Consider the following 18,644-nt stretch of genomic DNA (forward strand, 5'->3'; position numbering starts at 1 on the left):
GCGACGTTCCAGAATCGGTGCGGTTCAAGATTTCTTCCAGGGTGGACGGTTCCAGGTATCCAGCGCCATGCGCCCGAAATACTTGTGAAACTCTAGGAACAGGGTGCCAAGGCTGGGGCGCGACGGCACGGCATCCTCGCGGATGACCACGCCCTTGGGCAATTCGCGGGCCAGTTCGTAAGCGGCGCGGCGCATGTGCCAGTCCGCCGTGACCAGCCGGATCGACCGGATTCCATGCCGCTTCACCCAGTCCGCGGCCTCCAGCGCGTTGGAGCGCGTGTCGTAGGCCTGGTAGCCCAGCGTGATGCAGCACTTCATCAGTGCGTCGGGAATGCGGTATTCCGCCGCGAGTTCACCGGGGCGCACTTCGCGGTCCACGCCGGAGATCAGCAGGCGCGGCGCGCGGCGCTCCTTCAGCACGTCCAGCGAGCGTTCGATACGCCCGCGACTGCCGGTGAGCACGATCACCGCATCGGTCTTCACCGACATGTCGAGCGCATCCGGAAGCGCGACGGCGAACCAGACGAAGCCGAACAGCCAGAACAGCAGGATAAAGGCGGCAGTGCGACGGAACATGATACGATATCTAATAGCTTATGCGCACTATAGCATCTTGCGCAGCGCGTGCAGCACCGTGAATCGTGCCGTGAGCATGGCGAGCAGGGTGGACAGCAGCGGCACCAGCGCCAGCAGCAGCCAGTCGGTCCATATCAGCGCGCCGCTATCGACAAGCCCGGCGCCCAGCCCGCCGAAACGGCGGCCGATCGACAGGATCACCACCAAGGCCAACGCCAGCCCCACGGTGCCGCCGCCCGCCGCATCGAAGCCGATCGATCGCTGGAACACGCGGGCGACTTGCGTATCGGTGCCGCCCAAGAGGTGGACGATCTCGATCACCTCGCGATTGGCGCCCAGTGCCGACCGCGCCGCCAGCAGGACCGCCGCCGCCAGCGCAAAGGCCAGCAGGGCAACCAGCGCGATGGCCAGAACCTGCAGCGAGATCATCGCGTCGAACACCGGCTTCAACCAGCCCGACTGGGCATCGACGCGGGCAGAGGGCGCCACTTTGGTCAGCGCCTGCTGCAGCGCCTTCAGCCTCGCCGGAGTGGCCGGACCGTCCAGCCGCACGTCGATCAGCGCGGGCACGGGGATGGAGGCATTGGTCGCCTCCCCCACGTCGGCGCCCAACCAGGGTTCGATCAGCGCGTCGAGTTCGGCCTGCGGCACCTGACGCAGCCCGGCGACATGCGGCTGGCGCTTCAGTGCATCGGCAGCGGCCTTCGCCTCGCGCGTGCGCACATCCTCGCGCGGTTCGAGGAGTTGAACGGTAACGCCGCCCTCGATCTCCGCCTTGGCGGACGTGATCGCATTGCCCAGCGCCAGACCGGCGGCCAGTGCGATGGCGGTCAGCGCCACCATGATCGCGATCACCCAGGGCATCGGCCCAGCCATGCGCGCCTGCGGCACCAGTTCGGCACCGCGCACGCCCAGCCGCCGCCAGCCCATGCGCGGGGCGCCGTCTTCCGCGGGCTTTCCGGAAAGGGGGCCGAAGATCATGCCGGCTTCCTGGGCGGATAGCGCAGCGCGCCGGTGGGATCGGACAGCCGCCCGCGATCGAGCCGCATGATCAGGCTGTCGGACACCTTGCGCAGCAGGTCCAGATCGTGCGTGGCGACAACCACGGTGGTGCCCTGCCGGTTGAGCATTTCGAACAGGCGCATCAGCTTTTGCGCCATTTCGGGATCGACGTTGCCGGTCGGCTCGTCCGCCACCAGCATCGCCGGGCGCGCGATCACGGCGCGGGCGATGGCAACGCGCTGCTGCTCGCCGCCCGAAAGCGTGGCGGGGCGGGCGTCCAGCCGGTCGGCAAGGCCAACCCACTCCAGAATGTCGCGCACCGGGCCGAAGATGTCGCGCTCCTGATGGCCGGCGACGCGCAGCGGCAGCGCCACGTTGTCGAAGGCGGAGAGGTGCGGGATCAGGCGGAAGTCCTGAAACACCACGCCGATCCGCCGCCGCAGCATCGGCAGGCGCGCGCGCGGCAGGGTGATCGCGTCCGTCCCGAACATGCGGATCGCCCCGCGCGACGGGCGCTGGGCCAGATAGAGCAGCCGCAGCAGCGAGGTCTTGCCCGCGCCGCTGGCCCCGGTGAGGAAATAGAACCGCCCGGCGAACAGCGTGAACGTCAGGTCGCTCAGCACCTCTCGATCAGTGCCATAGCGCAGGCCGACATTGTCGAAGTGGATGATTTCGCCGTCCGCGGTCATGCTCGTCTGGTCTAGGGGCCTAATCTGAGGGCAAGTCGATCCGAACGGGCGACCGGAAGCGTGATAGAGTCGGTTTGAAAATGCGCCAAGAGGCCATTTTGCGATCACCTAACCCGCATTCAATGTGGAAAAAAGGGCGCTCCGCCCTGTGCCCACAGGTCTGGCGCTTGTCGGGGGCAAGCCAGTCGTGCTTATAGTTTTGTGACTATGATTATCGCCTGCCCAGCCTGCTCTACGCGATATGCCGTGCCGGACAGCGCGATCGGTATCGATGGCCGCACCGTGCGCTGCGCCAAGTGCCGCCACAGCTGGTTTCAGGATGGCCCGGAAGTGGCGGACGTGCTGGCTGCGGAGGCGGTTGCCGCACCCGCGCCGGCCGCGGCTCCCGCCCCAACGCCTGCGCCTCAGCCTCAACCTGCCGCTGCGCCGCAACCGTCAGCGCCCGCACCCGTTGCGGCCGAGCCTGCGCCGGCCCCGCAGCAGCCAAGTTCCGCGCCCCGCCCGGGCTTCTCGGTGCCGCCACGCGCACCGGCAGTACGCGTGCCCCAGCCGGTTGCCGAGGACGAGGAAGCCGATCCGCTGCGCGCCTCTCCGCCCTCACCCTCCGGCGCGGCCGGGCGCAAGGGCCACGGCGGCGAAGGCTATTACGACGACACCACGATGCCGCACTATGCGGACGAGGGCCCGTCCAGCTTCGATTTCGCACCGCCGTTCCGCCCGCGCCGCAACTGGGCCAAGCTGGCGACAATCGCCTCGGTCGTGTTCGCGGGCGCGACCCTGGCGCTGACCGGCGCGGTGGCCTTCGGCGGGTTGCCGGACTGGCTGCCGATCCCGCGCCAGACCTTCTCGCAGGCGCAGCCCGACCTGCAACTGGACTTCCCGCGCAAGCGACAGGATCGCAAGCCCCTGCCCGACGGCAGCGAGTTCTTCTCGGTTTCGGGCACGATCAGCAATACCGGCAGCGAGACGCGTTACGTGCCTTCGCTACTGGTGGTGCTGCGCGACAAGCGCGACCGCATCGTCTACGAAAAGGAAGTCGTCCCTTCCAAGCGCAAGCTGAAGCCGGGCGAGGCGATCACCGTGAACGAAGCCCTGACCGACATTCCCAAGTCCGCCTCTGCCGCCGAGATCGGCTGGAAGCCGGATTGATCGGGGGGCTGCCCCGCCTATACAAGACACGCTAAATACATCCGTCATCCCCGCGCAGGCGGGGATCCCGCTTCTTCTGCTACGTCGGCGGCGTGCCGCAAGTAAGCGGGCCCCCCGCCTTCGCGGGGGCGACGAAGTGGTTTTACGGTAAGGAAATTTTCAAACCGAAATCTCGCGCCACTCACCCTGCGCGATGCCGTCCAGCGACCAGCCGCCGATCGCCCAACGCACCAGCCGCAAGGTCGGATGGCCGACGGCTGCCGTCATGCGCCGCACCTGCCGGTTGCGGCCTTCGCGGATGGTCAGCTCGATCCAACAGTCCGGCACCGTCTTGCGGAAGCGCACCGGCGGATTGCGCGGCCAGAGTTCGGGCGGATCGATCCGCCGCGCTTCGGCCGGGCGGGTCGGGCCATCGTTCAGCACGACGCCCTTACGCAACGCGGCCAGCGCCGCCTCGTCCGGCTCACCCTCCACTTGCACCAGATAAGTCTTCGCCGTCTTGAAGCGCGGGTCGGAGATGCGCGCCTGCAGGCGGCCATCGTCGGTCAGCAGCATCAGCCCCTCACTGTCACGGTCCAGCCGCCCGGCGGGGTAGACGCCGGGTACGTCGATATAGTCCGACAGCGTCGCGCGCGGGGTAGGAGAGCGCGCGTCGGTGAACTGCGGCAGGACATCGAAGGGCTTGTTGAAGAGGATAAGGCGCGCCATCCGGTTTTCCCTAGAGCATTTTCAAGTCAGGTGAAGTCGCCTGACGACTTGGAAAATGCGAAAAACAAACGCAGCGCGCCTCCCTCAATCAAGCGTGGCCGTTTTCCGTCTCTTGCCCGCGCGTCTTCCACAGCGACCAACCCACGCCGCCGCCGATCAGGCCTACAGTGACGCCAAGGCTCAGCAAGGGCGGGAACTTGGCGCCATCCAGCAGCAGTTCGGCCACCAGGATCTTGCCGCCGATGAACACCAGCACCATAGCCAGCGCATACTTCAGGTAGTGGAAGCGGTGCACCATCGCCGCCAGCGCGAAATAGAGCGCGCGCAGGCCGAGGATCGCCATGATGTTCGAGGTGTAGACGATGAACGTATCGGTGGTGATCGAGAAGATCGCCGGCACCGAGTCCACCGCGAACACCAGGTCAGCCAGGTTGATCACTACGAGCGCCAGAAACAGCGGCGTCGCGGCCCAGACGATGCGGCCGGCGTCGTTCGCCTCCTTCACGAAGAAGTGATGGCCGTGGTGCTGCTTGGTCACGCGCATGTGGCGGGAGATCCAGCGGACCACCGGGTTGTGGGCAACATCAGGCTCATGATCGCCGGAAAACAGCATCTTCACGCCGGTGAAGACCAGGAACGCGGCGAAGATATACATGACCCAGTGCGCCTGAGAGACCAGCGCCACGCCGCCCGCGATCATGAGGCCGCGCAGCAGGATTACCGCGATGATGCCCCAGAGCAGCGCGCGGTACTGGTACTTGGGCGCGATGGCGAAGAAGCCGAAGATCATCGAGATGACGAAGACGTTATCGATCGAAAGCGCCTTCTCCAGAAAATAGCCGGTGTACCAGGCGATACCGTCGGCCGATCCCTTGGCCCACCACACCCAGCCGCCGAACACGACGGCGATGGCGATGTAGAAGACCGAAAGCTTAAGCGATTCGGCAATGCCCATCTCCCGGTCATCCTTGTGCAGGAAGCCGAGGTCAAAGGCGGTAAGTACGAAAACGAGGCCGGCAAAGGCCAGCCAGAACCAGGCCGGGGTGCCCAGCCAATCAGCGAAAAGGAGTTCCTCGGATCATGTCCATGCCAATGAAGGAAGGAAGCGCCGGCGCGTACATGGGGGGCAGCGCGCCGGCGCGAGGGTTACAGGCTTACACTACGGCCGTCGGGGGGACGAACAGCCGGGCCAGCCTGGCCCTTATTCTCAATTTCCTTCGCTCCAAGTCCGCGATCTGAAACAGATTACGGCGCGTCGAGCCCTGCGCACGGCGCAACTGGGCGTCGAGCATCTGGAAGCGCTCAAGCAGGTGGAACATACGGTCGGTCATAACAGCATCCCTATCGAACAAAGGTTGGTTCGATCGGACGATCCCGACGGCACATTCTGGTTGCCGAGCTGACGGGGCCTTGAAGGGGCACTCGGAAACCTGCACCGGGGATCAACCCGATGCGGTCCGACATCACGTGGCGCCTGTTATGAGGCGCCGCGCCAGAGGGGCCCGGCCCGCACGGACCCAATATGAGCGAATCGATCCGATTTCAACCCCGGATACGTATGCTTTTGACCATTCGGCCCGCCTCTGCGTCCGTCCGCCGCCGCCGTCACACCCGCCGCGTGGCCAACCGACGGCGAGAAATGGAGGAAATTCGGCAGGTTGACCCCGCACATGAATTCGATATTAAAGTGATATCAAATTAAATGGAGCGAGCCGCCGATGTCCGAGTCGCATCTTCCCATCAATGCCAGCCGCGAAAGCGCCGCCGGCAGCACCAGCGGCTATCTGATGCTGGGCGTGTTTCTGGTGCTGCTGGCCGCCATCGTGTTCAGCGTGATCACGCTGGCCAGCGGCAATCCCGGCGGCGGCACCGTGCTCGCCTTTCTGGGGTTCATCCTGCCTGCCGTGGTCTGCGAAGTGCTGATCGCGTCGGGCTTCTTCATGATCCAGCCGAATCAGGCCGTGGCCGTCACTCTGTTCGGATCGTACCGCGGCACGGACCGCAATGCCGGCCTGCGTTGGACCTGGCCGTGGATGGCCAAGCGCAAGATCTCCGTCCGCGCGAACAATGTCGTGTCCGAAAAGCTGAAAGTGAACGACTTGCGCGGCAATCCGATCGAGATCGCCACCAACGTGGTCTGGCGCGTGGCCGACACCGCGCAGGCGCTCTACGACGTGGACGATTACAAGGCCTTCGTCGAAGTGCAGATAGAGGCCGCAGTGCGCTCGATCGGATCGCGCTATCCCTATGACGACGTCGAGCATGCCGAGATCACCCTGCGCGGCAGCCACGAGGAAGTGAACGCCGAACTGCGCGCCGAACTGATCGAGCGGCTGCGCGTGGCCGGCATCACCGTTGACGAATGCGGCCTGACCCACCTTGCCTATGCGCCCGAAATCGCCGGCGCCATGCTACGCCGCCAGCAGGCCGAAGCGGTGATCGGCGCGCGGCGCAAGCTGGTGGAAGGCGCTGTTTCCATGGTGGAAATGGCGCTGACGCAGCTTTCCGAAAAGAACGTGGTCGAACTCGACGACGAACGCCGCGCCGCGATGGTGTCCAACCTGATGGTGGTGCTCTGCGGCGAGCGCGACACCCAGCCGGTGGTGAACGCCGGCACGCTGTACCAGTAATCACGCCATGTCCCATAGCCATGCCTAGCCCGGCAAAGAAGGCCTTTCCGCTGCGGATCGATCCGGCGCTCCACGCCGCGCTCGAACGCTGCGCGGCGGCCGACTTCCGCTCGATCAACGCCCAAGTCGAAGTGCTGCTGCGAGAGGCCCTGGCCCGGCGCGGCGTGAATGTGGCGACCAGCGAACCCGCAAGACGCGGCCGCCCGCCGAAGCAGGAGGATGAAACATGACGGACAAGACGCCCCCTTCGATCGACGCCTCCACTAACGACGGCGCATGGTTCGCCGCCAAACGCCATGGCTATGGCGCGGGCCTGCCGATTGCCTGGCAGGGCTGGCTGGTGGTCGCGGGCTATGTCGCCTCGCTCGCCGGGATCAGCCTGCTCAATCGCATGGGCATCGACAAAGGCATAAGTGGACCGCGTATCGCCGCCTTCGTGCTGTTCCTGCTGGCGACGGGATTGTTCCTCGTCATCGTCGCCCGCCGCACGCGCGGCGGCTGGAAATGGCGGTGGGGCAGAAAGGATTGAAGCACCCGGCCCCGTGATTGCCCGGCTTGTGCCAAGGCAATCACGGGGCCGGGCAATGCAAAAGGCAAATACGGCAATAGGACAATAATGCCGGCGAGACCCCATAAACGCGCGGGGGGTTAGGAGGCGAAGGAGCCCCGCCGGCACCGAATCTTCCAGAGGCTGCGGAGGGAAGATGCCCCGGAAGACTGCGAAGAAAAACTATGGTATCGCTATCAATAAAACAAGAGTGATTCTTTATTGATGCAGAGCACTATCTCCCACATTTGTATGGTTAAATTTCAGGAAAAAATATTAAGCACGGTCGTTATCGAAGGACATCTTGGTCATTTCGATCATCGCCTTTATTTAAGGCGCCATCGGAAATCCTGGATGTGGGGCGGATGTTAACGGGGCCGGCTTGCTCGCCCTGCCTGTCCCGCAAAGAGACGCTGGCAAAGTGACTTGCGCCAACCGGCGCGAGAGCCGCTAGTCTCCTTCGCATGAACCGCATCGCCCGAATCGCGCCCGCTCTTCCGCTCCTTGCCTTGCCGCTTCTGGCTCTGCCCGCCTCGCTGTCGCAGGCCCAGACTGCCACTGCACCCTACAGCGTGGTCGAGACAGGTCGCAGCTATGCGCGGCTTCAGGACGCGGTGGACGCGATCGGCGATGGGCGCGGCACGATCCGTTTCGCCTCGATGCGCTTTGCCGACTGCGCCGTGCAGAACAAAGGCGAGGTCACCTATCAGGCCTCGGTCCCCGGCCAGTCGATCCTTGACGGTGTCGCTTGCGAGGACAAGGCGGCGCTGGTGCTGCGCGGGCGCGGCGCGCATGTGGACGGCATGGTCTTCGCCAACATCCGCGTGGGCGACAAGAACGGCGCGGGCATCCGCCTGGAACACGGCAGTCTCACCGTATCGCAGGCGTGGTTCCGTGACAGCGAGCAGGGGCTGCTGACCGGCGACGACCAGCAGGGCACGATCACCATCGACAAGTCCACCTTCAGCCGCCTTGGCACGTGCGAGGGTTCGGGCTGCGCGCATTCGATCTATGTCGGCAACTACGGCAGCCTCACCGTCACCCGCAGCCGGTTCGAGGCGGGCACCGGCGGCCACTATCTCAAGAGCCGTGCGGCACGCATCGAAGTGAGCGACTGCAGCTTCGACGATTCGGCCGGGCGCGGCACCAATTACATGATCGACCTTGCCGATGGCGCCACCGGGCGCATCGTCAACAACTGGTTCGTGCAGGGGCGCGACAAGGAGAACTACTCCGCCTTCATCGCCGTCGCCGCAGAGCATCGCAACCACCCCTCGCAAGGGTTGGTGGTGGACGGCAACAATGCCCGCTTCGCGCCGGGTCTGGACCGCAAGAGCGCTTTCGTGGCGGACTGGTCGGGCGATGCGGTGAAGCTGGGCGCCAATGTTCTGGGGCCGGGCCTGGCGCGCTACGAGAAGCGTTGAACGGCTTATTTGTCCGGACTGACGTCCGGAAGCGGCACCGGCCCACTCCCCCACCCGACCACCCATTAGGATACGCTCGTGGGTGGTCGGGTGGGGGAGTGGGCCGGTGCCGCAAAATCCGCGCGTCGCGGATTTTCAAGCAAACCCAACTGTCGCAGGGATGAAACACCCTTCGGCATAGACTGCGTGCCGCACCGGCGCGCCCTGTTGCCTCGATTTTACGGCGCGGCCTAAGACTGTTTGCGGATGGGTCGCAGCCTGTCCGGGCCCGATCTTCGCATCTCACGACGAAGCTGCCCGGCATCCGAAACACCCGCGAGTTCCCCCCTCGCGGTAACGAGATCGAGGAGAGATCCGATGCAGACCATGCGCGCAGCCGTCGCCCGCGAATTCGGCGCCCCGCTCACCATCGAGGAAGTGCCGATCCCCACCCCCGGCCCCGGCGAAGTGCTGGTGAAAGTGGTGGCCAGCGGCGTATGCCATACCGACCTTCACGCCATCGACGGCGACTGGCCGGTCAAGGCATCGCTGCCGCTGATCCCCGGGCATGAAGGCGTGGGCCATGTCGTCGCGCTGGGCGCGGGCGTCACCGATCTCAAGGAAGGCTATGCCGTGGGCGTGCCCTGGCTGCACCATGCCTGCCGTGAGTGCGAATATTGCGAGACGGGCTGGGAAACGCTCTGCGAAAAGCAGGCCAACACCGGCTATTCGGTCAACGGCGGCTATGCCGAATACGTGATCGCCGCCGCGCCCTTCGTCGGCCGCCTGCCTGCGGACGTGGATTTCGTGTCGATGGCACCGATCCTCTGCGCCGGCGTCACCGTCTACAAGGGCCTGAAGGAAACGGAGGCGCGGCCCGGCCAGTGGGTGGTCGTCTCCGGCGTCGGCGGGCTGGGTCACGTGGCGGTGCAATACGCCAAGGCCATGGGCCTGAACGTCATCGGCATCGACATCGGCGAATCCAAGCTGAAGCTGGCCAAGGACCTCGGCGCCGAACTGGCCTTCGACGCCACCGATCCCGAACTGGTCGCCAAGATCCAGCGCGAGACCGGCGGCGGCGCCCATGGCGTGATCGTCACCGCCGTATCCCCGGCCGCCTTTTCGCAGGCCATCGCCTGCGCCCGCCGCCGCGCCACCGTCAGCCTGATCGGCCTGCCGCCGGGCGACTTCCCCACGCCGATCTTCGACGTGGTGCTGAAGCGCATCACCATTCGCGGTTCGATCGTCGGCACCCGCTACGATCTGGACGAGGCCATTGCCTTTGCCTCGCAAGGCAAAGTGAAGGCGAAAGTCGCCGCGCGACCGCTGGAAGATGTGAATGAGGTACTCGACGATCTGCGCCATGGCCGGATCGACGGCCGCGTCGCGCTGACGCTGTAAGCATACCGCTCCCGACGACACGGGGCGGGGGCCGCGCGCCTTCGCCCCATGTTTTGGCAACAGGCCTCTGGCCTCTCTCCGCCCCGCATCCTATCTAACGGTCATGCCGCTGCACATGACCAAGATCGCCTTCTCCGCCGACAGCCCGGCGGACCTTCGCGCATGGCTGGAAAGCCACGGCGACATCGGCGAGGCGCGCCTCACCACGCGCTATCTGCCCAAGCGGCAGGAAGAGATGGTGGGCGGATCGCTCTACTGGATCTACGAACATGCGCTGATCGGCCGATCGCCGATCCTCGGCTTCGAACAGCGCGAGGACGGGCGCTGGTGGATCCGGCTTGCCCCCGCGCTGATCCCGGTGGTCACCCAGCCCAAGCGCGCGCATCAGGGCTGGCGCTATCTGGCCGAGAAGGACGCCCCGCGCGATTTGGGTGAAGGCGAAACCGCCGGCGACGCCATGCCCCCTGCCCTCGCCCGCGAACTGGCGAAGCTCGGGCTGGTCTGACCGCCGCTTTCCGCAACGGCCTGCGGCGCGCAAGGCCCGCCCCGTCGCGTTCGCCTTCCCGCTTGCGCTTGCAAGCTCGCCGCACCTTCACTAGCTTTCGCCCGTCGCCCCATAAGCCATGAATTCTTCGATGTTGCCGCCACTTACGCGGCGATATTCGAGCCCCCGTGCCATTTCCACTCTCCCCAACGCAATGGAAAGGACCGTGCCATGAGCTTCGTCACGACCAAGGACGGCGTAGACATCTTCTTCAAGGACTGGGGCCCGAAGGATGCCCCGCCGATCATGTTCCATCACGGCTGGCCGCTTTCGGCCGACGACTGGGACGCGCAGATGCTGTTCTTCCTGGGCCAGGGCTTCCGCGTAATCGCGCATGACCGGCGCGGCCACGGCCGATCCTCGCAAGTGAGCGAGGGGCACACGATGGACCACTACGCTGCCGACGCCTTTGCCGTTGTGGAGCACCTGGACCTGAAGAACGCCGTCCACATCGGCCATTCGACCGGCGGCGGCGAAGTCGCCCGCTATGTCGCGCGGCACGGCCAGCCGGCCGGGCGCGTGGCGAAGGCGGTGCTGATGAGCGCGGTGCCACCGCTGATGCTGAAGACGCCCGACAACCCCGGCGGCCTGCCGATCGAGGTGTTCGACGGTTTCCGCGCCGCCCTCGCCGCCAACCGCGCGCAGTTCTACATCGATGTGCCGGCCGGCCCGTTCTACGGCTTCAACCGCCCGGGCGCGACGGTGATCCAGGGCGCCATCGACAACTGGTGGCGGCAGGGCATGATCGGCAGCGCCAAGGCGCATTACGAAGGGATCAAGGCCTTCTCCGAAACCGACCAGACCGAAGATCTGAAGGCGATCACCGTGCCGACGCTCTGCCTGCACGGCGACGACGACCAGATCGTGCCGATCGACGATGCCTCGCGCAAGTCGGTGGAACTGCTGCCCAACGGAACGATCAAGGTCCGCGCCGGCTTCCCGCATGGCATGCACACCACCCACGCGGATACGATCAACGCCGATCTGCTGGAATTCATCAAGAGCTGATCGCGCGTCGTCCGCTTGCCTCACGCTCCGTCGCCCCCGCGCAGGCGGGGGCCCGGCTTGCCTTTCGCCACGCGCGCAAGAACAAGCGGGATCCCCGCCTTCTCGGGGATGACGGGGTTTGAGGTGCGGGCTTACCGCCCGTTCGGCCTTTGTATGGCTGAGATGGGTGGGATTGCTGACATGGCGCTCTGAGGAAACGGGTCGTAGATAGCGGACGTTGTGCTTTTCAGCGCTCGTAGGCATCACCTTCGTAACGAGGTGCAAGGCCGATGCCTCGTGCCGACTTTTTCAGCCAGCTTTTGATGCAGGGATAGGACCCGAGATCGTCGTCAGTATAGAGATACCTATACGAGAATGCGCTCTCCCCGACGCGGAAACGCCGGAATCCGCACTTTTTCGCTGCCGCTTTCACCAAACTCAACTGCGCGTCGGTTCCTGCTGCCAGCGGCATCTGGGGTGCGGCTTGCAGAGATGACGAAGCGATTGCGACCAACGCAGCAAATCCGAATGCCGACGGGCGTAGCGCTCCTGGGAATGCTGTCATCGACTTAGCTTACCGGCTGCTTTCGGGAAGCGCCACCAGGCAATTGAACGGCCCAAATGGGGCGCTTGGCGACTGTCCGCTTTTAGATTGAACCTTGTAGACCGCCGATCAGCGTCAGGCAGGCAATGCCAAATGGTCGCTCCCTTGGGAGCGTTCCATCAATTCGACGGCAGGGCCGTTGCAGTGACGGTCATGCGGCCGAGGAAAATCGGTCTGTCGTTGCCGATGATGGCCGGCGCCTCGGCGCGGTGGGTCTCGCGTGCAGGTTCCGACGGCTTGGGGGCAATGCCGTAGGCAAGCGAGGATGAAGCGGCCACGGCGGCCAGAGCAGGCAAAAGGCGGATCATCGGCGGTGCACCCCGTTCTCTAAGGAAATCGATGCTGCCGTTGTGACGGGTGGATGTCGCAGCGCTTTGCCGTTCCCGCATCAAATTGTCCGAAAGTGTCTCCCTCCCGCGACGACGACGAGAATGCCTTGCATTCTTACGGAAGCACATGACGACGATGCGGCGTTGCGCCAGCCCTGCCGCACCCAAAAGAAAAGGCCGGGAAGCGGTTGCCCGCCCCCGGCCTTTTTCTTGAGGTTCAATCCAAAAATCAGAACGGCAGCTTGTAGAACCGCACTGCGTTGTCCTGCAGGACCTTCTTCTTGGTGGCGAAGTCGTAGCCGCCCAGCACGTCCTTGATGTGTGCCTGCACGCCCGGATAGAGCGAGGTGGGGTGCGGGAAGTCGGTTTCGAACATCACGTTCTCCACGCCGATGGTTTCCAGCAGCAGCTTGGGCGCGATCTTTTCGAACCAGAAGGTGCACATGAAGTGATCGCGGAAGTAGTCCCAGGGCTGCTTCTTCAGCACGTTGCGCTTGCTGGGCAGCATTTCCTGGAACTGGTGCTCCAGCGCTTCCACCGCGAAGGGCACCCAGCCCATGCCGCTTTCGATCAGGCCGATCTTGAGGTTCGGGTGGCGGTCCAGACGGCCCGAGACCATCCAGTTGCCCAGCGTCGCCGCATTGCCGATCGAGAACATCGTCGCGACGACCGACAGCGTCTGCTCGAACTGGAAGCCTTCCCAGGTCAGCGTGTTCGGATCGATCGCGGCGTTGAGATGGAAGTTGAGCGAGATGCCTTCGGCGTCGATCATCTCCAGGAAAGGCGTCCAGTATTCATGGTTGAAGCTGGGCACGCCCACGCGCTCGGGCGTGTCGGGTAGCACGAAGCCGCGCAGACCCATGTCGATGCAGCGGCGTGCTTCCTTCTCCATCTCCGCCTTGTTCCAGAACGGCAGGTGCGCCATCGGGAACAGGCGTTCGCCCGATTCACGCTGATAATCGGCGTTGAAATCGTTGAACGTCTTCATGATTGTGACGGCCAGATCGTCGTCGCCCAGCGTCATCAGCATGCCCGCCTGGGTGACGCCCGAGTTCTGGAAGCAGATCTGCGCATAGACGCCCATGTCGTCCATCGCCTTAAGGCGCGGGGCAATCTCGTGACCGCCCGGATGCGCTTCTTCCAGCGTCGGGAAAGCAAGGCGGCCGAGCAGCTTGTTGTTGTCCTTGCGGATCACGTTGCCGCCCAGCGAGCCGCAGTTGCGATCGCCGATGTACCAGCGGTCGACGCCATCGGCATCGCGCTTCACGAACGGCATCTTGCTCTTCAGGCCGATCGGCGCGCGGTCGGTGAACAGCGTCGGCGGTTCGCTGAGGTGCGTGTCGGTATCGACTATCTTGATCCCTTCCAGCGACGGGTCGAGCCCGCCGGACTGGGTGGCGTAGTCCACCTCGCGGATCACGCCGCCCTTGGTGTAGCCTTCGGAGGACCAGTACTTGCGTGCCGAGTCCTTCATTTCCTTGGTGTCTGCGTCGGCCATGGCCGTATCTCCCAAAAACGTATTGGGGACTCATGTCGCAACCCACGGGGCTGCAATCAATCGATGAGCCCAACGCCGAGACGATGAATGGTCTTTGGCCCGCGCTGCTATGATACAGCAGTCTCACTTCGCCTTGCCGCGAAGGGGCCGTCCGGGCATCCATGCTCTCGGGAGAGAACATCATGCCACAAATGCAGACGCTCGACGATATCCGTGTCGATTTCGATGCGCCGGACAATGTGCCGAAGGACCGCATCGTCGACCTTGGCTTCGCGATGGGCACCGTGCCCAACGATCTGGTGGACCCGTACGAGCCGATGGGCTGGCTGGCCGGGGATGACATTCCGCGCCTGCTCTACAACCCGCCTGCCATGCACGGCCTGGGCGCGATCAGCGGCCGGGGACGCGGCAACTGGGTGGTGACGCATTACGAGGATATCGAGCGCGTCTATTCGGACAACGACCACTTCTCGAACGCCGGAACCGCCGAATTCCAGCGCCTGATCGGGGAGACCTTCAAGTCCATCCCCCTCGCCATCGATCCGCCGGACCATCAGAAGTACCGGCTCTACCTGATGCCCTATTTCAGCCCGGCGCGGATCACCCGCGATCTGGAACCGCGCATCCGCCACGTGGTGGACGAGATGATCGGCGCCATCGAAACGAAGGGCGAGGTCGACATGGCCTGGGACTTCGCGCGGGTGTTCCCGGTGCGGATCTTCATGGGGCTGATGGGCTTTCCGGACGAGAAGTTCGACCAGTTCCTCGATTGGGAGTGGGACATTCTCCATTCCGGCAGCCTGGAAAAGATGCAGGCGGCGCTGCGCGGCGTGCTCGATTTCCTGCGTGCCTTCATCGCCGAGAAGGAGGCCAATCCCGACGAGCATCTCGTCTCCTCCATCGTCCACGGCAAGATCGAAGGCCGCGCGCCGACCGAGGACGAGAAGATCGGCATGGTCTGGTTCCTCTGGCTGGGCGGGCTCGATACCGTGGCCGCCACCATCGCCCAGATGTTCCGCCGCATGGCGCTGCAGCCCGATCTGCAACGGCGCATCCGCGAGAATCCGGAACTGATCAATTCGGCGGTCGAGGAATTCCTGCGCACCCAGCCGATCCTGTCCAGCGCCCGATCGGCGACGAAGGATTTCGAGTGGCACGGGATTCAGGTGCGCAAGGGCGATTCGTTCTCCTGCCTGAACCCCGCCGGCAATTTCGACCCCGCCCGCTTCGAAAACCCGCGTGAATTCGATCCGGAGCGCAAGGCGAACCGCCATTTCACCTTCGTGGGCGGCGTGCACATCTGCCTGGGCGCACACCTCGCCCGGCGCGAATTGCGCGTGCTGCTGGAGGAATGGTTCAAGCGGATTCCCCCGTTCCGGGTGAAGCCGGGGGCGGACACCACGGTGTTCCCTGGCCTGCTTTCGATCCGCAACCTGCCGATCGTCTGGGATGTGAACTGAGGCCCATACGCAACCGATCGGTTGCCCCTGCCACTGCCACGTGGTAGGCAAGGAGCAACCAGGAGGTTGCTTATGGATCAAGACCGCATCGAGAAGACCGTCGTGCTGCGCGCCAGCCGCGAGCGCGTTTGGAACGCCATCAGCGATTCCGCCCGCTTCGGCGCGTGGTTCGGCATGGAATTCGACAGGCCTTTCGTGGCCGGGCAGGATGCCACCGGCAGGATCGTGCCCACCCAGGTCGATCCCGAGGTCGCGCAAATGCAGGAGCCGCATCGCGGCAAGCCCGCACGGTTTCGCATCGAGCGGATCGAGCCGATGACGTTGTTTGCGTTCCGCTGGCACCCCTTCGCCATCGATCCCGCGCGGAACTACGACGATGAGCCGATGACGCTCGTGACTTTCGAACTGGGGGATGCGGAGGGCGGCACTCGGCTGACGATCACCGAATCCGGCTTCGCGCAGATCCCGGCCGACCGGCGGGTGGATGCCTTCAACGCCAACAGCGGTGGGTGGGAACATCAGTCCCGGCTTATCGGCAAGTACCTGTTGCAGACAGATCCGGGCACAGCGTGATCGGCGGAGACTTGCAGGGCACCGCGCCGGTTTTCGCGGCGCTGGGTGACATGTGCCGGCTATCCATCGTCACGCGGCTGGGGGCGGAGGGTCCGCTCTCGACCCTGCGGCTGAACAGCGCCGAACTGGCGGTTTCGCGGCAGGGTCTGACCAAACACTTGCGGGTGCTGGAGCAAGCGGGCTTGGTGGAAAGCTTCCGCGTCGGCCGCGATCGCCACTGGCAATTGCGGCCGGAGCGGTTTGAGACGGTGCGGCACTATCTGGGCGGGGTCTCGGCAGACTGGGACGCGCGGTTGGAAAGACTACGCGCTCTGGTAGAGGACGGGGACCACTAAGGGCCCCCGCCGCCATTCCGGTCAAACGCTCGCCTGCTCCAGCTTCGGGCTCAGCATGTGAACGACGGCCAGCGCCAGCAGATAGGCGCTCGCGCAGATCGCGAAGAGCACCTGATAGCTGTGCGTGGCGTCGAGGATGTAGCCCGCGAACAGCGCCATGCCCATGCCGCCCAAGGCGCCCACGGTGCCGCCGATGCCGACCACCGACCCCACCGCGCCGCGCGGGAACATGTCCGACGGCAGCGTGTAGAGATTGGCGGAAAAGGCCTGATGCGCGGCCGTTGCCAGCCCGATGATCAGCACTGCCATCCAGACGCTGTCGATCGATTGTGCGAACCAGATCGGCAGGACGCAGAGCGCGCTGATCAGCATCGTCACCTTGCGGGCGAAGTTGGGGGTGCGGCCCGCCTTGATCAGCTTGGAAGAGAGCCAGCCGCCGCCGACGCTGCCCAGGTCGGAGATCAGATAGATCGCCGCCAGCGGCAGGCCGAAGGTCTTGAGGTCGAGGTCGTAGCGTTCGAACAGATAGCCGGGCAGCCAGAACAGGAAGAACCACCAGATCGGGTCGATCAGGAACTTGCCCAGAGCATAGGCCCAGGTTTCCTTGACCGTCAGCAGGCGCCCCCAGCCGATCTTCTCCACCGGGTCGGCAGGGTCCTGTTGGATCCACGCCAGTTCCTCGGCCGAGACGCGGCCATGCTTCAGGGGGTGGCGATACATCGCCCACCATGCCGCCAGCCAGGCGATGCCGAAAATGCCGGTGACGAAGAAGGCCGCGCGCCAGTCGAACCACAGCACCAGCAGCGGCACCAGCAGCGGGGTGATGATTGCGCCGACGTTCGCGCCGGCGTTGAACAGGCCGATCGCGAAGGCGCGTTCCTTCTGGGGGAACCAGTCGGTGACGGCACGGATGCCGGCCGGGAAGTTGCCCGATTCGCCGATGCCGAGGCCGAAGCGCGCCGCCGCGAAGCTGGCAACGCCGGTGGCGAAGCCGTGCGCCATGTGGCTGACGGTCCAGATGACGATGGCGATGGTGTAGCCCAGCCGCGCACCCAGCACGTCCACCACTTTGCCGAACGAGAGATAGCCGATGGCGTAAGCCAGCTGGAACCAGAACACGATTCCCGCGAAGTCACTCTCGGTCCAGCCGAACTCTCCGGCGAGCGTCGGCTTCAGCACGCCGATCATCTGCCGGTCGATATAGTTGACCGCCGTCGCCGCGAAGAGCAGCCCGACGACGACCCAGCGATGACGGCCGGACTTCACCGGGGCTGCGGGAACGGCGTGATTCACGTCGCTCCCGATCCCGCCCGCGATGCTTGTGGTGCCTGCATCCATTTTCCTGCTCCCTTTCCCGGCGGCCCTTTGCGGGCCTGCCGGATCGTCTCGTCTGTTCAGGCGGGCACCGCCGCCGCGATCGTGCAACGCACCGTACCGTGCTCTGCGAAGGAGGCCACCACCGTCTGCCCCGGCACCACCGGATGGACGCCAGTTACCGCCCCGGTGGAAACCCACGTCCCCGCGCTACAGTCGATCCCGCGCGCGGCAAGGTTGGCGAGCAGGAAACGCACCGCGCCGAGCGGCCCGTCCAGCATGGCGGCGGTGGTCGCTTCCCCCACCATCTCGCCGTCGATGTCGAACCGAACGGTGATCGCGTCGAAGTCCGCGCTCTGCCAGCCCTCCAGCACCGGGCCGATCACCATGCCGGCATTGTTGCCGAAGTCGGAAATGGTGACGGTGGGCCCATCGGCATTGATGCCGGGATAGGGCGAACTGGCGATTTCCAGACCGATGTGCACGGCGTCGAGCACCGCCAAGGTGCCCGCGTCATCGGTGGGAACCTCACCGTTCCACCCGGCCGCGACGTGGAGGAGGAATTCCGCCTCCGCCGCCGCAAAGCCTTCTGCAAAGACGGGCATTTCCGGCACTTCGCCATTGGACGCATCGATCACGCTGTCGGCAAAGATCGGCCCCGACAGGCGATTGGCGCCAAGCCGCGCATCGTCCGGCGCATTGATCTTGCCCACCTTCCAGCCGACGACCCCGCGCCCATCCAGCTGAAGCGCCAAATTCTGGATCGCGTAGGCGGCGGCGAGGTCTGAAGGCGTTTCGCCGGGGTAGCTCGCCAGCGCGCGCTTCTCGCGCCGCGCCGTCACGAATGCCCCCGCGATCGTTTTCGCCTGTTCGGTCAAACTCATCCCTTACCCCA

Annotated in this window: 22 protein-coding genes; 11 read left to right on the plus strand and 11 right to left on the minus strand. The window is 65.0% G+C overall.

Going from position 1 to position 18,644, the window contains the following annotated elements:
• Positions 1-24: 24 nt before the first annotated feature.
• From ACZ1JC_RS26755 to ftsE, 3 genes are read right to left on the minus strand one after another with little or no spacing between them, the layout of a single operon-like run.
• Entirely contained in the window at positions 25-576 is a 552-nt protein-coding gene (locus tag ACZ1JC_RS26755) for a YdcF family protein (protein ID WP_465137279.1), read from the minus strand.
• 27 nt (positions 577-603) lie between these two features.
• Positions 604-1,506, minus strand: a complete 903-nt coding sequence (locus ACZ1JC_RS26760) for a cell division protein FtsX (protein ID WP_465138481.1) — start codon at positions 1,504-1,506, stop codon at positions 604-606.
• 47 nt (positions 1,507-1,553) lie between these two features.
• Entirely contained in the window at positions 1,554-2,267 is a 714-nt protein-coding gene (ftsE, locus tag ACZ1JC_RS26765; RefSeq protein WP_465137278.1) for a cell division ATP-binding protein FtsE, read from the minus strand.
• A gap of 207 nt (positions 2,268-2,474) precedes the next feature.
• Between ftsE and ACZ1JC_RS26770 the strand changes: the two genes are divergently transcribed.
• Complete coding sequence (locus tag ACZ1JC_RS26770; RefSeq protein WP_465138480.1) at positions 2,475-3,416, plus strand: MJ0042-type zinc finger domain-containing protein; 942 nt, start codon at positions 2,475-2,477, stop codon at positions 3,414-3,416.
• Between the two features lie 159 nt (positions 3,417-3,575).
• Here ACZ1JC_RS26770 and ACZ1JC_RS26775 read toward each other — a convergent pair whose 3' ends face one another.
• The 3 genes from ACZ1JC_RS26775 to ACZ1JC_RS26785 form a co-directional block, all read right to left on the minus strand.
• Positions 3,576-4,124 carry an rRNA large subunit pseudouridine synthase E gene (locus ACZ1JC_RS26775; protein ID WP_465137277.1) on the minus strand — a complete coding sequence of 183 codons (549 nt, stop codon included), beginning with the start codon at positions 4,122-4,124 and terminating at the stop codon, positions 3,576-3,578.
• 88 nt (positions 4,125-4,212) lie between these two features.
• Entirely contained in the window at positions 4,213-5,175 is a 963-nt protein-coding gene (locus tag ACZ1JC_RS26780) for a TerC family protein (protein WP_465138479.1), read from the minus strand.
• A 103-nt stretch (positions 5,176-5,278) separates the two neighbouring features.
• On the minus strand, positions 5,279-5,455 hold the full coding sequence (locus ACZ1JC_RS26785) for a DUF465 domain-containing protein (protein ID WP_465137276.1): 177 nt from the start codon (positions 5,453-5,455) through the stop codon (positions 5,279-5,281).
• 387 nt (positions 5,456-5,842) lie between these two features.
• On the opposite strand from ACZ1JC_RS26785, the gene ACZ1JC_RS26790 reads away from it, so the two are divergent.
• The 7 genes from ACZ1JC_RS26790 (at position 5,843) to ACZ1JC_RS26820 (ending at position 11,657) form a co-directional block, all read left to right on the plus strand.
• A complete protein-coding gene (locus ACZ1JC_RS26790; protein WP_465137275.1) occupies positions 5,843-6,754 on the plus strand; it encodes an SPFH domain-containing protein in 912 nt (303 codons plus the stop codon).
• 20 nt (positions 6,755-6,774) lie between these two features.
• Positions 6,775-6,984: a type II toxin-antitoxin system antitoxin gene (locus ACZ1JC_RS26795; RefSeq protein ID WP_465137274.1), complete on the plus strand. Its 210-nt coding sequence runs from the start codon at positions 6,775-6,777 to the stop codon at positions 6,982-6,984.
• A complete protein-coding gene (locus ACZ1JC_RS26800) occupies positions 6,981-7,283 on the plus strand; it encodes a hypothetical protein (protein ID WP_465137273.1) in 303 nt (100 codons plus the stop codon). The genes ACZ1JC_RS26795 and ACZ1JC_RS26800 overlap by 4 nt, the downstream gene beginning before the upstream one ends.
• Before the next feature lie 482 nt (positions 7,284-7,765).
• Positions 7,766-8,725, plus strand: a complete 960-nt coding sequence (locus ACZ1JC_RS26805) for a right-handed parallel beta-helix repeat-containing protein (RefSeq protein ID WP_465137272.1) — start codon at positions 7,766-7,768, stop codon at positions 8,723-8,725.
• Positions 8,726-9,082: 357 nt separating this feature from the next.
• A complete protein-coding gene (locus ACZ1JC_RS26810) occupies positions 9,083-10,105 on the plus strand; it encodes a zinc-dependent alcohol dehydrogenase (protein WP_465137271.1) in 1,023 nt (340 codons plus the stop codon).
• A 103-nt stretch (positions 10,106-10,208) separates the two neighbouring features.
• The gene (locus ACZ1JC_RS26815) at positions 10,209-10,610 is read left to right on the plus strand and encodes a DUF1489 family protein (RefSeq protein ID WP_465137270.1); all 402 of its coding nucleotides are present in this window, start codon (positions 10,209-10,211) and stop codon (positions 10,608-10,610) included.
• Positions 10,611-10,820: 210 nt separating this feature from the next.
• Complete coding sequence (locus ACZ1JC_RS26820; protein ID WP_465137269.1) at positions 10,821-11,657, plus strand: alpha/beta fold hydrolase; 837 nt, start codon at positions 10,821-10,823, stop codon at positions 11,655-11,657.
• A 226-nt stretch (positions 11,658-11,883) separates the two neighbouring features.
• Here ACZ1JC_RS26820 and ACZ1JC_RS26825 read toward each other — a convergent pair whose 3' ends face one another.
• The 3 genes from ACZ1JC_RS26825 to ACZ1JC_RS26835 all read right to left on the minus strand — a co-directional run bounded on the left by ACZ1JC_RS26825 (position 11,884) and on the right by ACZ1JC_RS26835 (position 14,067).
• Positions 11,884-12,150, minus strand: coding sequence for a hypothetical protein (locus ACZ1JC_RS26825; RefSeq protein WP_465137268.1), 267 nt, complete (start codon positions 12,148-12,150; stop codon positions 11,884-11,886).
• A gap of 209 nt (positions 12,151-12,359) precedes the next feature.
• Complete coding sequence (locus ACZ1JC_RS26830) at positions 12,360-12,629, minus strand: hypothetical protein (protein ID WP_465137267.1); 270 nt, start codon at positions 12,627-12,629, stop codon at positions 12,360-12,362.
• Positions 12,630-12,798: 169 nt separating this feature from the next.
• On the minus strand, positions 12,799-14,067 hold the full coding sequence (locus ACZ1JC_RS26835) for an amidohydrolase family protein (protein WP_465137266.1): 1,269 nt from the start codon (positions 14,065-14,067) through the stop codon (positions 12,799-12,801).
• 182 nt (positions 14,068-14,249) lie between these two features.
• Between ACZ1JC_RS26835 and ACZ1JC_RS26840 the strand changes: the two genes are divergently transcribed.
• The 3 genes from ACZ1JC_RS26840 to ACZ1JC_RS26850 all read left to right on the plus strand — a co-directional run bounded on the left by ACZ1JC_RS26840 (position 14,250) and on the right by ACZ1JC_RS26850 (position 16,435).
• Complete coding sequence (locus ACZ1JC_RS26840; RefSeq protein WP_465137265.1) at positions 14,250-15,527, plus strand: cytochrome P450; 1,278 nt, start codon at positions 14,250-14,252, stop codon at positions 15,525-15,527.
• 72 nt (positions 15,528-15,599) lie between these two features.
• A complete protein-coding gene (locus ACZ1JC_RS26845; RefSeq protein ID WP_465137264.1) occupies positions 15,600-16,100 on the plus strand; it encodes an SRPBCC family protein in 501 nt (166 codons plus the stop codon).
• A complete protein-coding gene (locus ACZ1JC_RS26850; RefSeq protein ID WP_465137263.1) occupies positions 16,097-16,435 on the plus strand; it encodes an ArsR/SmtB family transcription factor in 339 nt (112 codons plus the stop codon). The genes ACZ1JC_RS26845 and ACZ1JC_RS26850 overlap by 4 nt, the downstream gene beginning before the upstream one ends.
• 21 nt (positions 16,436-16,456) lie before the next feature.
• Here the strand turns inward: ACZ1JC_RS26850 and ACZ1JC_RS26855 are convergent, their stop codons facing one another.
• Both ACZ1JC_RS26855 and ACZ1JC_RS26860 read right to left on the minus strand, forming a co-directional pair.
• Entirely contained in the window at positions 16,457-17,773 is a 1,317-nt protein-coding gene (locus ACZ1JC_RS26855) for an MFS transporter (RefSeq protein ID WP_465137262.1), read from the minus strand.
• A 56-nt stretch (positions 17,774-17,829) separates the two neighbouring features.
• Entirely contained in the window at positions 17,830-18,633 is an 804-nt protein-coding gene (locus tag ACZ1JC_RS26860; protein WP_465137261.1) for a 2-keto-4-pentenoate hydratase, read from the minus strand.
• Positions 18,634-18,644: the final 11 nt, after the last annotated feature.

Source organism: Sphingomonas sp. BL-S-28 (assembly GCF_055521515.1).

Bases quoted from the DNA above. Each gene is read 5' to 3' on its own strand.
- ACZ1JC_RS26795 (WP_465137274.1), top strand. From the start codon at position 6,775: ATGCCTAGCCCGGCAAAGAAGGCCTTTCCGCTGCGGATCGATCCGGCG.
- ACZ1JC_RS26755 (WP_465137279.1), bottom strand. From the start codon at position 576: ATGTTCCGTCGCACTGCCGCCTTTATCCTGCTGTTCTGGCTGTTCGGC.
- ACZ1JC_RS26855 (WP_465137262.1), bottom strand. From the start codon at position 17,773: ATGGATGCAGGCACCACAAGCATCGCGGGCGGGATCGGGAGCGACGTG.
- ACZ1JC_RS26810 (WP_465137271.1), top strand. From the start codon at position 9,083: ATGCAGACCATGCGCGCAGCCGTCGCCCGCGAATTCGGCGCCCCGCTC.
- ACZ1JC_RS26805 (WP_465137272.1), top strand. From the start codon at position 7,766: ATGAACCGCATCGCCCGAATCGCGCCCGCTCTTCCGCTCCTTGCCTTG.
- ACZ1JC_RS26760 (WP_465138481.1), bottom strand. From the start codon at position 1,506: ATGGGCTGGCGGCGGCTGGGCGTGCGCGGTGCCGAACTGGTGCCGCAG.
- ACZ1JC_RS26835 (WP_465137266.1), bottom strand. From the start codon at position 14,067: ATGGCCGACGCAGACACCAAGGAAATGAAGGACTCGGCACGCAAGTAC.
- ACZ1JC_RS26800 (WP_465137273.1), top strand. From the start codon at position 6,981: ATGACGGACAAGACGCCCCCTTCGATCGACGCCTCCACTAACGACGGC.
- ACZ1JC_RS26815 (WP_465137270.1), top strand. From the start codon at position 10,209: ATGCCGCTGCACATGACCAAGATCGCCTTCTCCGCCGACAGCCCGGCG.
- ftsE (WP_465137278.1), bottom strand. From the start codon at position 2,267: ATGACCGCGGACGGCGAAATCATCCACTTCGACAATGTCGGCCTGCGC.
- ACZ1JC_RS26775 (WP_465137277.1), bottom strand. From the start codon at position 4,124: ATGGCGCGCCTTATCCTCTTCAACAAGCCCTTCGATGTCCTGCCGCAG.
- ACZ1JC_RS26860 (WP_465137261.1), bottom strand. From the start codon at position 18,633: ATGAGTTTGACCGAACAGGCGAAAACGATCGCGGGGGCATTCGTGACG.
- ACZ1JC_RS26785 (WP_465137276.1), bottom strand. From the start codon at position 5,455: ATGACCGACCGTATGTTCCACCTGCTTGAGCGCTTCCAGATGCTCGAC.
- ACZ1JC_RS26770 (WP_465138480.1), top strand. From the start codon at position 2,475: ATGATTATCGCCTGCCCAGCCTGCTCTACGCGATATGCCGTGCCGGAC.
- ACZ1JC_RS26845 (WP_465137264.1), top strand. From the start codon at position 15,600: ATGGATCAAGACCGCATCGAGAAGACCGTCGTGCTGCGCGCCAGCCGC.
- ACZ1JC_RS26830 (WP_465137267.1), bottom strand. From the start codon at position 12,629: ATGCGGGAACGGCAAAGCGCTGCGACATCCACCCGTCACAACGGCAGC.
- ACZ1JC_RS26790 (WP_465137275.1), top strand. From the start codon at position 5,843: ATGTCCGAGTCGCATCTTCCCATCAATGCCAGCCGCGAAAGCGCCGCC.
- ACZ1JC_RS26820 (WP_465137269.1), top strand. From the start codon at position 10,821: ATGAGCTTCGTCACGACCAAGGACGGCGTAGACATCTTCTTCAAGGAC.
- ACZ1JC_RS26840 (WP_465137265.1), top strand. From the start codon at position 14,250: ATGCCACAAATGCAGACGCTCGACGATATCCGTGTCGATTTCGATGCG.